General features: G+C 71.7%; 14 protein-coding genes. 11 read left to right on the plus strand and 3 right to left on the minus strand.

Annotated features, from left to right (window positions below; genetic code table 11):
• Nucleotides 1–4 precede the first annotated feature (4 nt).
• Genes POF73_RS41175 through POF73_RS41185 form a run of 3 tightly spaced genes read left to right on the plus strand, consistent with a single transcriptional unit; the run spans nucleotide 5 to nucleotide 3,280 of the window.
• The gene (locus POF73_RS41175; protein WP_272124528.1) at nucleotides 5–994 is read left to right on the plus strand and encodes a carbohydrate ABC transporter permease; all 990 of its coding nucleotides are present in this window, start codon (nucleotides 5–7) and stop codon (nucleotides 992–994) included.
• Nucleotides 987–1,868 carry a carbohydrate ABC transporter permease gene (locus POF73_RS41180; RefSeq protein WP_272124529.1) on the plus strand — a complete coding sequence of 294 codons (882 nt, stop codon included), beginning with the start codon at nucleotides 987–989 and terminating at the stop codon, nucleotides 1,866–1,868. Before POF73_RS41175 ends, POF73_RS41180 begins: the two co-directional genes overlap by 8 nt.
• 47 nt (nucleotides 1,869–1,915) lie before the next feature.
• On the plus strand, nucleotides 1,916–3,280 hold the full coding sequence (locus tag POF73_RS41185; RefSeq protein WP_272124530.1) for a GH1 family beta-glucosidase: 1,365 nt from the start codon (nucleotides 1,916–1,918) through the stop codon (nucleotides 3,278–3,280).
• A gap of 5 nt (nucleotides 3,281–3,285) precedes the next feature.
• Here POF73_RS41185 and POF73_RS41190 read toward each other — a convergent pair whose 3' ends face one another.
• Both POF73_RS41190 and POF73_RS41195 read right to left on the minus strand, forming a co-directional pair.
• Nucleotides 3,286–3,678, minus strand: a complete 393-nt coding sequence (locus POF73_RS41190) for an SCO5389 family protein (RefSeq protein WP_272124531.1) — start codon at nucleotides 3,676–3,678, stop codon at nucleotides 3,286–3,288.
• Between the two features lie 70 nt (nucleotides 3,679–3,748).
• On the minus strand, nucleotides 3,749–4,696 hold the full coding sequence (locus POF73_RS41195; RefSeq protein ID WP_272124532.1) for an ATP-binding protein: 948 nt from the start codon (nucleotides 4,694–4,696) through the stop codon (nucleotides 3,749–3,751).
• A 166-nt stretch (nucleotides 4,697–4,862) separates the two neighbouring features.
• Between POF73_RS41195 and POF73_RS41200 the strand changes: the two genes are divergently transcribed.
• The 4 genes from POF73_RS41200 to POF73_RS41215 are packed head-to-tail and all read left to right on the plus strand — an operon-like array spanning nucleotide 4,863 to nucleotide 9,928.
• Nucleotides 4,863–5,399 (plus strand): GNAT family N-acetyltransferase, encoded by a 537-nt coding sequence (locus tag POF73_RS41200; RefSeq protein WP_272124533.1) that lies wholly within the window; start codon nucleotides 4,863–4,865, stop codon nucleotides 5,397–5,399.
• A 6-nt stretch (nucleotides 5,400–5,405) separates the two neighbouring features.
• A complete protein-coding gene (locus POF73_RS41205; RefSeq protein WP_272124534.1) occupies nucleotides 5,406–6,902 on the plus strand; it encodes an ABC transporter substrate-binding protein in 1,497 nt (498 codons plus the stop codon).
• 3 nt (nucleotides 6,903–6,905) lie between these two features.
• Nucleotides 6,906–8,702 (plus strand): ABC transporter permease subunit, encoded by a 1,797-nt coding sequence (locus tag POF73_RS41210; RefSeq protein ID WP_272124535.1) that lies wholly within the window; start codon nucleotides 6,906–6,908, stop codon nucleotides 8,700–8,702.
• The gene (locus POF73_RS41215; RefSeq protein ID WP_272124536.1) at nucleotides 8,699–9,928 is read left to right on the plus strand and encodes an MDR family MFS transporter; all 1,230 of its coding nucleotides are present in this window, start codon (nucleotides 8,699–8,701) and stop codon (nucleotides 9,926–9,928) included. The genes POF73_RS41210 and POF73_RS41215 overlap by 4 nt, the downstream gene beginning before the upstream one ends.
• Nucleotides 9,929–10,190: 262 nt before the next feature.
• On the opposite strand, the gene POF73_RS41220 is transcribed toward POF73_RS41215, so the two are convergent.
• Nucleotides 10,191–10,949, minus strand: a complete 759-nt coding sequence (locus POF73_RS41220; RefSeq protein WP_272124537.1) for a CDP-alcohol phosphatidyltransferase family protein — start codon at nucleotides 10,947–10,949, stop codon at nucleotides 10,191–10,193.
• A 108-nt stretch (nucleotides 10,950–11,057) separates the two neighbouring features.
• Here POF73_RS41220 and POF73_RS41225 point away from each other — a divergent pair, with 108 nt between their 5' ends.
• The 4 genes from POF73_RS41225 to POF73_RS41240 all read left to right on the plus strand — a co-directional run bounded on the left by POF73_RS41225 (nucleotide 11,058) and on the right by POF73_RS41240 (nucleotide 14,865).
• On the plus strand, nucleotides 11,058–12,041 hold the full coding sequence (locus POF73_RS41225; protein ID WP_272124538.1) for a zinc-dependent alcohol dehydrogenase: 984 nt from the start codon (nucleotides 11,058–11,060) through the stop codon (nucleotides 12,039–12,041).
• Between the two features lie 150 nt (nucleotides 12,042–12,191).
• Complete coding sequence (locus POF73_RS41230) at nucleotides 12,192–12,590, plus strand: 6-pyruvoyl trahydropterin synthase family protein (protein WP_272124539.1); 399 nt, start codon at nucleotides 12,192–12,194, stop codon at nucleotides 12,588–12,590.
• Entirely contained in the window at nucleotides 12,587–13,801 is a 1,215-nt protein-coding gene (locus tag POF73_RS41235) for a glycosyltransferase family 4 protein (protein WP_272124540.1), read from the plus strand. Before POF73_RS41230 ends, POF73_RS41235 begins: the two co-directional genes overlap by 4 nt.
• Complete coding sequence (locus POF73_RS41240) at nucleotides 13,798–14,865, plus strand: class I SAM-dependent methyltransferase (protein ID WP_272124541.1); 1,068 nt, start codon at nucleotides 13,798–13,800, stop codon at nucleotides 14,863–14,865. Before POF73_RS41235 ends, POF73_RS41240 begins: the two co-directional genes overlap by 4 nt.
• The last annotated feature ends 13 nt before the right edge of the window (nucleotides 14,866–14,878 follow it).

Genomic DNA, 14,878 nt, shown 5'->3' on the forward strand with positions numbered 1-14,878 from the left:
CACGATGACGACCACCGTCCCCGCCGAGGCCGCCGTACGCAAGAGCTCCCCCGGGACGGCGGACGGCCCCCGCCGCCGTCCCGGGCGGATCCGCCGCATCGGCCTGCCGTACCTGCTGCTCCTGCCCGCCCTGCTCCTCGAACTCCTGGTCCACCTCGTGCCGATGGTGATCGGCATCGCGATGAGCTTCAAGGAGCTCACGCAGTTCTACATCCGCGACTGGACCACGGCCCCCTGGAGCGGTCTTGGCAACTACGACACGTCGGTGGACTTCAACGCCCCGGTCGGCGAGGCGCTGCTCCACTCCTTCCTGGTCACCATCGCCTTCACTCTGCTCTCGGTCGGCCTGTGCTGGCTGATCGGCACGGCGGCGGCCATCTGCATGCAGGACACCTTCCACGGCCGGGGCCTGCTGCGCGCCCTGTTCCTGGTGCCGTACGCACTGCCCGTCTACACGGCCGTCATCACCTGGGTCTTCATGTTCCAGCACGACAACGGCCTGGTGAACCACGTCCTGCACGACCAGCTCGGCCTCACCGACCAGCCCTCCTTCTGGCTCATCGGCGACAACAGCTTCCTCGCACTGCTGACGGTTTCGGTGTGGAAGGGCTGGCCGTTCGCCTTCCTCATCGTGATGGCCGGCCTGCAGAACATCCCGAAGGAGCTGTACGAGGCGGCGGCCCTGGACGGCGCAGGCATGTGGCAGCAGATCCGCCGCATCACGCTGCCGTCCCTCCGCCCCGTCAACCAGGTCCTCGTCCTGGTGCTGTTCCTGTGGACGTTCAACGACTTCAACACGCCGTACGTCCTGTTCGGCAAGACCGCACCCGCAGCCGCCGACCTCATCTCGGTGCACATCTACCAGGCGTCGTTCGTCACCTGGAACTTCGGCACGGGTTCGGCGATGTCTGTTCTCCTGCTGCTGTTCCTGCTGCTGGTGACCGGCGTCTACCTCTGGCTCACCTCGCGCGGACGGAGAACCGCCGATGCGTAACTCCCCGATGGCACCGCCGATGCGTAACTCCCCGATGGCGCCGCCGCGTTCCTTCCTCTGGTCCCGGCGGATCTTCCTCGCGCTGCTCACCGGCTTCGTCCTGGTGCCGGTCTACGTCATGGTCTCCAGCTCGCTGAAACCGCTCGCCGACGTCACGGGGAAGTTCCGCTGGCTGCCCAGCAGCCTGACCATCCGTCCGTACATCGACATCTGGTCGACGGTGCCGCTCGCCAAGTACTTCGTGAACTCGCTGATCGTGGCGGGCGCCGCGACGGTCTGCTCGGTGGTGATCGCGGTCTTCGCGGCGTACGCGGTCAGCCGCTACACCTTCCGCGGCAAGCGCGTCTTCACGGTCACGGTGCTCTCCACGCAGATGTTCCCGGGCATCCTCTTCCTCCTCCCGCTGTTCCTCATCTACGTCAACATCGGCAACGCCACCGGCATCGCCCTGTTCGGCTCGCGCGGCGGCCTGATCCTGACGTACCTGACGTTCTCCCTCCCGTTCTCGATCTGGATGCTCATCGGGTACTTCGACTCGGTGCCGCGCGACCTGGACGAGGCGGCGCTGGTCGACGGCTGCGGTCCGCTGGGCGCGCTGCTCAGGGTCGTGGTCCCGGCCGCGGTCCCCGGCATCGTCGCGGTCGCCGTCTACGCCTTCATGACCGCCTGGGGCGAGGTGCTGTTCGCCTCGGTGATGACCAACGACACCACCCGCACCCTCGCCGTCGGCCTCCAGGGCTACTCCACGCTCAACGACGTGTACTGGAACCAGATCATGGCCGCCTCGCTGGTCGTCAGCGTCCCCGTGGTGGCGGGCTTTCTCCTCCTCCAGCGCTATCTGGTCGCCGGTCTGACCGCGGGCGCCGTCAAGTGACCGGGCGCAGCCAGGTAGCCAACACCCCCCGTTCCGAAGGGATCTCCGTGTCCGACCGCATCGACCTCGCCGCACTCCCGCACGACTTCCTGTGGGGCACGGCCACATCGGCGTACCAGATCGAGGGAGCCGTGGCGGAGGACGGCCGATCCCCATCCATCTGGGACACCTTCTCGCACACCCCCGGCAAGATCGACGGCGACGACCACGGCGACGTCGCCTGCGACCACTACCACCGCTGGCGCGAGGACATCGCCCTGATGCGCCGACTCGGCACGAACGCCTACCGCCTGTCGATCGCGTGGCCGCGAGTGGTGCCCGGCGGCGACGGACCGGTCAACGGCAAGGGCCTCGACTTCTACGACCAGTTGGTCGACGGCCTGCTGGAGGCGGGCATCACCCCCTCCGTCACCCTCTACCACTGGGACCTCCCGCAGACGCTCCAGGACCGGGGCGGCTGGCCCGAGCGGGAGACCGCCGAGCACTTCGCCGCCTACGCCTCCGTGGTCGCCGCCCGACTGGGCGACCGCGTGCACCACTTCGCCACCCTGAACGAACCCTCCTGCTCGGCCTGGATCGGCCACCTCGAAGGCAAGATGGCCCCCGGCCTGACCGACCTCACGGCCGCAGTCCGCGCCTCCTACCACCTCCTCCTCGGCCACGGCCTCGCGACCCAGGCGATCCGCGCGGCCGCCCCCGGCGCCTCGATCGGCATCGTCAACAACCTCTCCACGGTGTTCGCGGCCGGCGACCGCCCCGAGGACGAGGCCGCCGCCCGCCGCCAGGACGGCCACGTCAACCGCTGGTGGCTCGACCCGGTGCACGGCCGTGGCTTCCCGGCCGACATGATCGAGACCTACGGCGTCGACCTCCCCGAGCGCACGGGTGACCTGGAGACGATCGCCACCCCCCTGGACTGGCTGGGCCTGAACTACTACTTCCCGGCCCACGTCGTCGACGACCCCGAGGGCCCCGCCCCCCACGCCCGCGCCGTCCGTCGCCCGGACGTGCCGCGCACCGGCATGGACTGGGAGATCGACGCGAGCGGCATGGAGACCCTGCTCCTGCGCCTGACCGACGAATACGGGCCCCGCAAGCTCTACGTCACCGAGAACGGCTCCGCCTTCCCGGACGCCGTACGCCCCGACGGCACCATCGACGACCCCGAACGCCAGGCCTACCTGACCCGACACCTCGCCGCCTGCGCCTCCGCCGCCCGCAAGGGGGCACCGCTGGCCGGGTACTTCGCGTGGTCGCTGCTCGACAACTTCGAGTGGGCGTACGGCTATGCGAAGCGGTTCGGGCTGGTCCACGTCGACTACGAGACCCAGGCTCGCACCATCAAGGGCACGGGCCACCGATACGCGGACATCATCCGCGCACACGGGTCACGGGCGGAAAGGGCGGCCTGACGTCCTCAGCAGTCCCGGAACTCCGGCGACTGGTTCAACACCTGCGCCCGCACCGAAGTGAACCGCGCATACGTCTCCCCACCCTCCGCCTCGGGCCGGAACGCCGCCACCCGGTGGCAGTTCTGGAAGGCGAGGGTCACGCCGAAGTGGCGTTCCAGGCCGCCCCGGATCGCGTCGCTGGCGAGGGCGCGCAGGAGCTGGCCGCGTTCGCGCTCCGACGGGGGCGGGGTCTGATTGTCGGTGAACTCGGCCGTGCCCTCGCGCAGTTCGGTGGCGAGGGAGGCGATCAGGTCGTAGGCGTACGGCAGTGAGGTGCGGACCGTGTTGAGGAAGTCCTCCTCACGGATGTCACCTCGCTCGGCTTCGGCGAGGAGCTCGGGGGAGACGTCGAGAGACATGTGCGTGGGTCCTGTTCGGGGTGAGAGGGGAGAAGGAGAGGGGGGAAGCAAGCCCCCGGCGGGCGGGGACTCAGGTCAGTGCCGCCGGGACCGGCACGAAGTCCGGGTCGACCTGGGCGGCCAGGTCGCCGCCCGTCCTGTCGTCCGCCCACGCGCGGGCGTTGCGCAGATGGAACTCGACGGCGTGGGCGTGCATCGTGGCCCAGTCCTTCGGCAGTGCGTCGACCGTCTCGCGCAGGATGTTCAGGGCGTGGACGTTGGGGGACTCCAACTCACCCTGTTCCCGGCCCTGTTCGGCCGCGCGGATCCAGGAGGAGTGGTGCAGGTGGGTGAGGAGGTCGTCGCCGACCTCCTCCTTGAGGAAGAGCAGGTCGTCCTCGCCCGTCACCTTGTTGCCGATGACCGCGATGCGGATTCCGAACTCCCGCGCGTGGTCCCGGTACTGGCGGTACACCGAGACGCCCTTGCGGGTCGGCTCGGCCACCAGGAAGGTCATGTCGAAGCGGGTGAACAGGCCTGACGCGAAGGCGTCCGCGCCTGCTGTCATGTCGACCACGACGTACTCGCCGGGGCCGTCGACCAGATGGCCCAGGTAGAGCTCCACGCCGCCGAGCTTGGAGTGGTAGCAGGCCACGCCGAGGTCGCTCTCGTCGAACTCGCCGGTCACCATCAGGGGGACGTCGCCCACGCGCCGCACGTGTCGCGCGTGCAGTTCGTCGTCGCCGAGCAGGGCCAGGAGGCGGGAGCCGCGGCCGGGCGGGGTGGTCTTGATCATGGCGTCGGCGGAGGGGATGCGCGGGTTGGTGCCGCGCAGGAACTCCTTGATGTCCCGGACGTGGGCGCCGAGGGGCGGGGCGTCCAGCGGGTCCCCGTGATGGCCGAGTGCCTCGGCGAGGTGCTGGTTGATGTCGCCGTCGATGGCCAGCACGGGGGCGCCGGAGCGGGCCAGGTGGCGGGAGAAGAGCGCCGACAGCGTCGTCTTGCCGCTGCCGCCCTTGCCGACGAACGCGATACGCATCAGCGGCCCGCCTTCGGAGGCACGATACCCTTGTTGAAAATGGATGTCATGTGGCCAGGTTGGGTGCGGCCGGCGATCACTGTCAAATCGCTTGAGCCGTAAGGGGGTTGTGGGGATCGAGGGGTCGGCGTGATCAGCCCTTGTCCTTAATGCATATGATGTGCAAGTGCACGACTACAGCATCAGGGCGGCGAGCCCGGACGACCTCGACGGTGCGCGGGCCCTGATGCTCGACACCGTCTACCACGACTTCGGCACCGGCTATGTGCCCCGCTGGCATGCGGACATCATCGACCCGGCCGCCGCCTACCTCACCCCGGCCCGCCACACCCTCCTCGTCGCGCTCGACCCGCGCGACAACGCTGTCGTGGCCACCGCCGCCCTGGACTCCCGCGGCCCGGCCCACCCGCCCAACCCGCGCGACCTCGCCGAGCGCTATCCCTCGGGCCGGACCGCGCAGCTGCGCCGCGTCTACGTCCGCGCCGAGCACCGCAGGCGCGGCCTGGCCCGGCGGCTCGTCGCGGAGCTGCTCGCCTTCGCGGCCGCGGACGGCGACTACCGCGCCGTATATCTGCACACCGACCCGAAGGTGCCGGGTGCCGAGGGCTTCTGGCGCTCGCTCGGCAAGGTCGTGCACGACGAACGTGAGGACACCGGCGGCGGCAACGGCGTCGTCCACTTCGAGATACCGATGGAGCGATAGACCACCGTGCGACGCCGAACCCGCCCGTTCCTCGCCGCCCTCGCGCTGGCCCCTCTCCTCGCCGGCTGCTTCGCCGCCGGTGGCGACACCGACTCCGCCGAGGGCGCCGACGCCGGATCCCGCCTCCGCGTCGCCCTCGCCTTCCCGCCCGCCGAGAACCTCTCGCCGTACGGCGCCGACTCCACCATCCTCAGCCGCCTCGGCGTCACCGAGAGCCTGACCGCGCTGGACGCCAACGGTGCCGCCGCGCCCGCCCTCGCCGCCTCCTGGCGCCGGGAGAACGACCGCACCTGGCTGTTCACCCTGCGTGAGGCCACCTTCCAGGACGGTTCCACCGTCACCCCGGCCGCGGTGGCCGCCGCCCTCACCCACGCCACACAGGCCAAACCGGTCCCGGCCGCCCTCGCCGGCGTCACCCTCACCGCGAAGGCCGAGGGCGGCACCGGCGTACGGATCACCACCGGGTCCCCCGACCCCATCCTGCCGCTGCGTCTGTCGAGCCCCTCCCTCGCCGTCCTCGCCGACAAGGCGTACACCAAGCAGGGCGAGGTCGACCCGGTCGGCACCGCCACCGGGCCCTTCGAGCTCACCAAGGTGATGGGCACGACCGCCGCCACCCTCGACCGCTACGCCGACTACTGGGGCGGGCGCGCCCAGGCCACCGGCATCGACGTCAAGTTCGTCGCCGACGGCACCGCCCGCGCGAGCGCCCTGCGCACCGACCAGGTCGACCTCGCCGAGGCCGTCCCCGTCTCCCAGGCCGCCACCCTCGACAAGGCCACCCGCAGGGCGACCGCCACGACCCGCACCACGAGCCTGCTCCTCAACACCCGCAAGGGCCCCTTCAAGGACGCCGCGCTGCGGGCCGCCGCCCGGCAGGCCGTCGACACCTCCGCGCTCGCCAAGGGTGTCTACGAGGGATACGCGGATGCCGGCGCCGGCATCTACGGGCCCGCCGTCACCTGGGCCGCCGGCAAGCGGACCGATCCGGTCGGGCGGGCGAAGGCGGGCAAGGCCGACGGGGCACGGTTCACGCTCGCCACGTACGACAACCGGCCCGAGCTGCCGGAGGTCGCCCAGGTGCTGAAGCAGCAGCTGGAGAAGGCCGGGTTCGACGTCACCCTGGAGGTGCGCGAGTACTCGCGGCTGGAGAGCGACGCGCTGGCCGGCAAGTTCGACGCGTTCGTCCTCGCCCGCAACACCCTCGTCGACACCGGCGACCCCGTCTCCGTCCTCGCCAGTGACTACGGCTGCGACGGCGGCTACAACATCGCCCGGCTCTGCGACAAGGGCGTCGACCGGGCCGTCACCAAGGCCGAGGGCACCGCCGACAGCGCCGAGCGGCAGGACGCGGCGATGGCCGCCGAGGCCCGCATCCTCGGCACGGACGCCGTCGTACCGCTGGTCCACCAGCGCATCATCACCGGCGTCGGAACCGACGTGCGGGGCGCGCTCCTCGACCCGTACGAGCGCACCCTCGTCGGCGTCGGCACCCGGCGCTGACCCATGCGGCGGCAGGCAGTCACGTTTCTCTGGCGTGCGGGGATCGCGGTCGCCCTGGTGTGTGCCATCGGCGTGCTGCCCTGGCTCTCGCACACCGACCCGGCGCTCACCGTCCTCAAGGCCCGCTCGGCGGACCGCGACCCGACCCCCGAGGTGCTGGCGGACATCCGCGCCCAACTCGGCCTGGAACGCGGCCCGTTCCACCTCCTCGCCGACTGGCTGGGTGGACTGTGGCACGGGGACGCCGGCCGGTCGTGGATCAACGGCACCGAGGTCACGCCTACCGTCCTCCAGGCCCTCGGCGTCTCCCTGCTGCTGATGGCGGTGGCCCTCGCGGTCGCCGCCGTCACCGCCGCGCTGATCTGCGCCCGCACCCTCTGGCTCGGCGCACGGCGGCGACTCGACGGACGGTGCGCGGGAGGCACCGGCTCCGCCGTCCTTGCCGCACTGCCCGAGTTCCTCACCGCGTCGGTCCTCGCCACCGTCGTAGGCGTCCAGTTGGGCTGGCTGCCCGCCCTCGGCTGGTACGGCTTCCAGTGGACGATCCTGCCCGCCCTCGCGCTCGGCCTGCCCGCCGGTGCCGTCCTCGGCCGGCTCCTGGACGACCTGCTCCCCGGCGCCTTCGCCGAACCCTGGGCACTGGCCGCCACCGCACGCGGACTGCCCGGCCTCACGGTCGCCCGCCAGGCCCTGCGCCGCAGCCTGCCCGGACTGCTCCCCAACACCGGCCTGTTCGTCGTAGGACTGACCGGCGGAGCGGTCACCGTCGAGCAGATCTACGACATCCCCGGCCTCGGCCGCACCACTCTCCAGGCCGCCCGAGCCCAGGACCTGCCCGTCCTCCAGGCCGGAACCCTCGCCCTCGTCCTGCTCGCCGCGGCTGCCGCCGGACTCGCCCACCTCCTCACCCGCCTGCTGATAGGCCCGGCCCTGCGCGATGGCGCACTGCCGACACTGCACCGCAGACCGTCGCCCGCCCGCAGGCTCCTGCCCCTCGCCTACGGCGGCCTGCTGACCGCCGTGATCACCCTCGGCCTCCCCCGCGACCCGCTGACCCTCGACACCACCGAGCGACTCGCGGCCCCCACCCCGTCGCACCCCTTCGGCACCGACGCCCTCGGCAGGGACATGCTCGCCCGCGTAGCGCACGGCGCCCTGGACACCCTGCTCCTCGCCCTCGCCATCACCGCCGTCACCCTGCTCACCGGCGTCGCGCTCGGCCTGCTGCCCCGACTGTCCGGCCCGCTCGTCGACACGGTCACCGCGCTGCCGCCGGTCCTCGTCGCCCTGCTCGTCACCGCGGTCGTCGGCAGCGGAACCACCACGCCCGCACTCGCCGTGGCCACGGTCGCCTGGGCACCGCTGGCCGCCCACACCTCCGCGCTGCTACGGCAGGAACGAGCCGCCCTCCACCTGACCGCGACCCGAGCCCTGGGCGCCGGCCCCTGGTACCTGCTGCGCCACGAACTCCTGCCCGCCGTACTGCCGCCCGTCATCCGCCACGCCCTGCTCCGCCTCCCCGGCATCGCCCTCGCGCTCGCCTCCCTGGCCTTCCTCGGCCTGGGCGCCCAGCCACCCTCCCCGGAGTGGGGCCTGCTCCTGGCCGAGAACCAGCCCTACGCCGAACGCGCCCCCTGGGCGGTCCTCGCCCCCGCCGCCGTACTCGCCCTGCTGGGAGCACTGGCGGTGACGGCGGCAGGCGGAGCGGGCAGCCGCCGACGTCGCGGAAGCGAGCCAGACCCCGCGGCACCCACCCCCGAACGACACAAGGAGGCAAGGGAGTTGGTGACGTCCCGATGACCTCACTGTCACTCGGATTCCGAAGGACGCCGACGGCGGACCGCCCCCGCCTCTCCCCCCTCCTCCACCTCCTCATCCTCACCCAACTCGCCTTCAACATCGGCTTCTTCGCCGTCCTGCCCTTCCTCGCCGAGCACCTGGGACAGGCCGTAGGAATGGCGGGTTGGCTGGTCGGCTTCGTACTGGGGCTGCGCACGTTCAGCCAGCAGGGGCTGTTCGTGGTGGGCGGCGCGCTGGCCGACCGCTACGGCATACGACCGGTCGTGCTCACGGGCTGCGTGCTGCGGATCGCCGGGTTCGCGTGGCTTGGATATGCGAACGCGACCTGGGCGGTGATCGGGGCGGTGCTGCTGATCGGCTTCGCCGCCGCGCTGTTCTCGCCCGCAGTGGAGTCCGAGGTGGCTCGACAGGCGGTCCTCTGGGAGGAGTCGGGCGCCGGCCCCCGTACCCGCATCCTCGCGCTGCTGACGGTGGCCGGACAGGCGGGCGCGTTCGTCGGACCGCTGCTCGGCGCACTCCTGCTCTCGGTGGACTTCCGCACGGTCTGCCTAGCCGGTGCCGGCATCTTCGTACTCGTCCTGGCCGGGCACGCATGGCTACTGCCACAGCACATACCCGGCCGAGGAGGCGTCCGATTCCGCGGCGGCACGGGGAAGCTGCTGCGCAACCGCCGCTTCCTCGCGCTGTGCTGCGCCTACGGCGCCTATCTGCTCGCCTACAACCAGCTCTACCTCGCCCTCCCCGACGAGGTGGAGCGCGCCACCGGCTCCCAGACCGCGCTGGCCTGGCTGTTCGCCCTGTCCTCGCTACTGGTGGTGGTCGCCCAATTGCCCGTCACCCGCTGGGTGGGGGACCGGCTGACCCTGCGCCGGTCGATGGTCGCCGGACTCCTGCTGATCGCGGCAGGATTCGCAGCCGTGGCCGCGGCCCGCCCCGCCGACTGGACCGGCACGGCAGCCCTGTTGCCCGCGGCCGCCTTCGTGGTCCTGCTCACTCTCGGCCAGATGCTCGTCGCCCCGGTCGCCCGAGCCTGGATCCCCGACCTGGCCGAGGAGGGCCGACTGGGCCTCTACACCGGGGCACTGTCCTCGGTCTCCGGCCTGATAGTCCTGATAGGCAGCTCGGCAACCGGCACCTTGCTGGACACGGGCCTCCCAGCCGCCGTTCCCTGGCTGGTGCTGGCGGCCGTACCACTAGCAGCGATCGCCGTGCTGCCGCGCAGATAGATGCGAAGGCCGACGACGTGGACGCGTACCCCCACCGGCCTGCAGTCGCGTACGGCGGGAAGGGGACGTGCCGGGGAGTGTCCGCCCGCAGTGGCCGGCGTCAAGAAACAGGACCTCCTGGCCAGGTCCAGCCGCCGGTCCGAGGACGGACACCCCCCGGCGCGGCCCCGACCCACAACGCAACCAAAGGCGCTGCGCGAACCCCCACCGAAAATCAACAGGCCGCCGCAGGCATCCCGGCCCACCCACCGAAGGCACCCGCTCAGGACGCCACCAGCTCCCGAACCTCCACCACCGAAGCCTGCGCCATCCGCGACGTCCGGTACAGCCACATGATGTCCCGGCCGAACGACCAGACCAGAGCGGCCAGAGCCGTCGCCGTGACCACGAACGTCGCAGCGTACGGAAGGTAGCCGGAGGCGGCCAGCAGCAGGAACACGCCCTGCATCGCCGCAACCGTCTTGCGGGCCGTGCTCGGCGGAAGCGGGGCGTTCAGCCACGGCCAGACACGGGCGGCGGCGACGAACGCGTAGCGCATCGTGCCGATAAGAAGGACCCAGGGCCCCTGCGACATCGAGACGTAGACACTGAGCACCAGGATCAGGAACGCGTCGACCTCCATGTCGAAGCGCGCGCCCAGCGCCGTCGACGTGCCCGTACGACGGGCCACCTTGCCGTCCACACCGTCCAGGATCAGCGCGACCGCCGTCAGCCCGACGAAGAGCGTGACGGGCGGCGAACTCTGGAAGGAGTCCGCCACCAGCGCCGTCACACCGCCCACCAGCGTCGCCCGCCCAAGAGTCACCCTGTTCGCCGGGCCGAACGAGCGCAGCCCCGACCGGTGCAGGGCCAACGAGAGCAGCGCCCACGTGGCGATCGCGAAGACGAGGCCGGTCAGCCAGCCCGCCGGCCCCAGGCCGATCGCCGATCCGAGCAGGGCCAGCAACAGGATCTGCACGCCCGCTCCCACAGCGGTCTCCTGCTGGACCAGCCTTGCGTCGTAAGTGTTGTTCAGGGCCACCGCACATCCTCCGGGCCAGGTGACAGAGTCGATCAAGGCCGCGTACTGTGCGCGACCTGTGCACTCCTCGGTACGTGCACAGCTTCACGATCGTTCAGGAGGATCCCGATGAACCGCACCGCACGCGCGTTCTGGCTCAGCTCTCCGGGCGAAGGAGAACTCCGCGAGGTCACCCTTCCGGAGCCTGCCGAGGGCGATGTGGTCGTGCGGTCGCTGTACTCCGGAGTCAGCAGGGGCACCGAGACACTCGTGTTCCGCGGCGGCGTCCCCCAGAGCCAGTACGCGGCCATGCGCGCGCCGTTCCAGGAGGGCGAGTTCCCCGCCCCGGTGAAGTATGGCTATCTGAGCGTCGGGACGGTCGAGGAGGGCCCTGCCTCGCTCCTCGGCCGTACGGTGTTCTGTCTGTATCCGCACCAGACCCGCTACGTCGTCCCCGCGAGCGCGGTCACCGTCGTACCGGACACGGTGCCCGCCCAACGGGCCGTCCTGGCCGGCACCGTCGAGACCGCGGTCAACGCCCTCTGGGACGCCGCACCCCTGGTCGGCGACCGGATCGCAGTGGTGGGCGGCGGCATGGTCGGCTGCTCGGTGGCCGCCCTGCTGGCCCGCTTCCCGGGCGTACGGCTGCAGTTGGTGGACGCCGACCCCGGTCGGGCCGAAGTCGCGCGCGCCCTCGGCGTCGCCTTCGCCGCACCCGAGGACGCCCTCGGCGACTGCGACCTGGTCGTCCACGCCAGCGCCACCGAACAGGGCCTCGCCCGCTCGCTCGAACTGCTCAGGCCCGAGGGCACGGTCCTCGAACTGAGCTGGTACGGCGACCGGCGGATCGGCCTGCCGCTCGGCGAGGCCTTCCACTCCCGGCGGCTCGTCGTGCGCAGCAGCCAGGTCGGCACCGTGTCCCCGGCTCGCAGCGGCAGCCGTACCTACGCCGACCGGCTCGCCCTCGCCCTGAACCTGCTCGCCGACCCGGCGCTCGACGCGCTCGTCACGGGGGAGAGCGCTTTCGAGGAGCTTCCGGATGTGCTGCCGAAGCTGGCCTCCGGGCAGATCCCGGCGCTGTGCCACCGCGTCCGGTACGCGGACACGCCCTGACGGACTTGCTCATTCCGGGACGACAAGAGCGCCTGACCTGAGAAAAGAGTGAGAGACCGCTGAACAACGGGAAGCGAAGAGCCGTACTACACGACATCCCCGGCAACGATCAGCGGGGATGAGGAACGCACCGCACCTGGAGGGTGTCCGTTGTTCAGCATCACCGTCCGCGATCACATCATGATCGCCCACAGCTTTCGCGGCGAGGTCTTCGGACCCGCGCAGCGCCTGCATGGAGCGACGTTCCTGGTGGACGCCACGTTCCGGCGCGAGCAGCTGGACGACGACAACATCGTCGTCGACATCGGACTGGCCACGCAGGAACTGGGTGCCGTCGTCGCGGAGCTGAACTACCGGAACCTCGACAACGAACCCGACTTCGCCGGCATCAACACCTCCACCGAGTTCCTCGCCAAGGTCATCGCCGATCGGCTCGCCGAGCGGATCGAGAAGGGTGCCCTCGGCGAGGGCGCCAGGGGCCTTGCCGGTCTCTCCGTCACGCTGCACGAGTCGCATGTCGCCTGGGCGAGTTATGAGCGTGCCCTGTGACCGACGTGACGCTGGAGAAGCCGGCCGAGCCGGAGCGGACCACGACGGAGAAGGTCAAGCTCGGCTATATGCCCGTGCAGACCTCCGTCCTGAAGAACGCCGAGATCATCCCCATGTCCCTGCGCTCCGTGCACTTCGTCATGCCGGGCGGCGTCGACGACCAGACCGCGCCCAGCGGCGGTAACGCCTATGACCGGCGGGTGAGTCTGGATCTGCCCGGCTTCGGCTGGCAGGTGCACAAGCACGCGGTGGACGGCAGCTGGCCCCGCCCCGGCGCGCAGGCCCGTGCGGAACTCGCCCGCACGCTGCGGGAGTTCCCGGACGGCACCGTCGTCCTGCTGGACGGGCTGGTCGCCTGCGGAGTCCCCGAGATCATCGTCCCGGAGGCGGAACGGCTGTGCCTCGCCGTCCTGGTCCATCTGCCGCTCGGCGACGAGACGGGACTGGACCCCGCCCTCGCCGCGGAGCTGGACGCGCGCGAACGCACCGTGCTGCGGGCCGTCCCCGCCGTCATCGCCACCAGCGACTGGGCGGTCCGCCGCCTCGTCGCCCACCACGGCCTCGCCCCCGACCGGGTCCATGTCGCCGCCCCCGGCGCCGACATCGCGCCCCTCGCGTCCGGTACCGACGGCGTGTCGCGGCTGCTGTGCGTGGCCGCCGTGACGCCGCGCAAGGGACAGCACCGGCTGGTGGAGGCGCTGGCCGCGGTCACCGACCTGCCGTGGAGCTGCGTCTGCGTGGGCGGGCTGAACCACGACCCCGAGTACGTGGCCGGGCTGCGGTCGCTGATCGCGCGGCACGGCCTTGAGGACCGGCTGATCCTGGCGGGCCCGCAGTCCGGCGCCGAACTCGACGCCAGCTACAACACCGCCGACCTCATGGTGCTCACCTCCTACGCCGAGACATACGGCATGGCGGTGACCGAAGCGCTCGCGCGTGGCATCCCCGTGCTGGCGACGGACGTCGGGGGTCTCCCGGAGGCCGTCGGCCGGGCGCCCGACGGCGGTGTCCCCGGCATCCTCGTACCGCCGGAGAACCCCGGCGCGATCGCCGTCGAACTGCGCGGCTGGTTCGGTGAGGCGGACGTACGACGCCGACTGAAGGCGGCGGCCCGGGGACGCCGGGCCGCACTGAACGGCTGGGCCGGCACGGCCCGCAGCCTGGCCACGGTACTGGGCCGACTGCCGAACGAACCCCGGAGGGCGGCATGAGGAAGACGGCAACGACGCAGGGCGGGGGCACGATACCGGCCCGGCCGGGCCCCCGGGAGACCGCCGCCGAGGAGGCCGCCGCGCAGCGCGGGATCGTTTCGGCATCGGGCGACATGGGCGGTGTGTCCGTACCTGCGGTGTCCGACGACGACGTCGTGATCCTCGGTGCCGGGCCCGTTTTCCGCCCCGGTGAACGGGCCACCGTACGGCTGCGCGAGGCCGGGCCGGACGACCCGCCCCGGTACGCCCCCGAGTGGCTGGAGCTGCGCGAAGGCGCCGATGCGAGCGCCCGGGCACACGAGTTGCTCGACCCGCTGCGGATCCGGCTCGCCAACCTGCCGGGACGATCCGGCGGAGTCGTCATCCACGACCTGGGCTGCGGCACCGGCTCCATGGGCCGCTGGCTCGCGCCCCACCTGGACGGCGCCCAGCACTGGGTCCTGCACGACCGCGACCCGTACCTCCTGCACTTCGCCGCGGTGGCCTCCCCGCGCTCCGGTGCCGACGGCAGCCGCGTCACGGTCGAGACGCGCCGCGGCGACGTCGGCCGCCTCACCCCGGACGCCCTCAAGGGCGCCTCGCTGGTGACGGCCTCCGCGCTGCTCGACGTCCTCACCCGCGAGGAGATCGACACCCTCGCCGCGGCCTGCGCGGGCGCGGGCTGCCCGGCGCTGCTGACGCTGTCGGTCGCCGGGCGCGTCGAACTCACCCCGTCCGACCCGCTGGACGCGGAGATCGCCGAGGCGTTCAACGCCCACCAGCGGCGCTCGGGACTGCTCGGCCCGGACGCGATCAACGCCGCGGCCGAGGCCTTCTCCGAGCACGGCGCGACCGTCCAGATACACCCGAGCCCCTGGCGCCTCGGCCCCGCCGAATCGGCGCTCACCGCCCAGTGGCTGCGCGGCTGGGTCGGCGCGGCCGTCGAGCAGCGCCCCGAACTGCGCGAGCGCGCCGACCGCTATCTGCGCGACCGTCTCGCCGCCTGCGAGGCCGGCGAACTGACCGCCGTCGTCCACCACAGCGACCTGCTGGCCCTGAGCCGGCCGACGGGCGGAGCGTCATGAGCGTGGAGACGGT

Source organism: Streptomyces sp. HD, assembly GCF_028369295.1.
Classification (GTDB): domain Bacteria; phylum Actinomycetota; class Actinomycetes; order Streptomycetales; family Streptomycetaceae; genus Streptomyces.

Coding starts and splice junctions, on each gene's coding strand:
- POF73_RS41175 (WP_272124528.1), top strand. CDS start 5: ATGACGACCACCGTCCCCGCCGAGGCCGCCGTACGCAAGAGCTCCCCC.
- POF73_RS41180 (WP_272124529.1), top strand. CDS start 987: ATGCGTAACTCCCCGATGGCACCGCCGATGCGTAACTCCCCGATGGCG.
- POF73_RS41190 (WP_272124531.1), bottom strand. CDS start 3,678: ATGTCTCTCGACGTCTCCCCCGAGCTCCTCGCCGAAGCCGAGCGAGGT.
- POF73_RS41195 (WP_272124532.1), bottom strand. CDS start 4,696: ATGCGTATCGCGTTCGTCGGCAAGGGCGGCAGCGGCAAGACGACGCTG.
- POF73_RS41210 (WP_272124535.1), top strand. CDS start 6,906: ATGCGGCGGCAGGCAGTCACGTTTCTCTGGCGTGCGGGGATCGCGGTC.
- POF73_RS41215 (WP_272124536.1), top strand. CDS start 8,699: ATGACCTCACTGTCACTCGGATTCCGAAGGACGCCGACGGCGGACCGC.
- POF73_RS41225 (WP_272124538.1), top strand. CDS start 11,058: ATGAACCGCACCGCACGCGCGTTCTGGCTCAGCTCTCCGGGCGAAGGA.
- POF73_RS41240 (WP_272124541.1), top strand. CDS start 13,798: ATGAGGAAGACGGCAACGACGCAGGGCGGGGGCACGATACCGGCCCGG.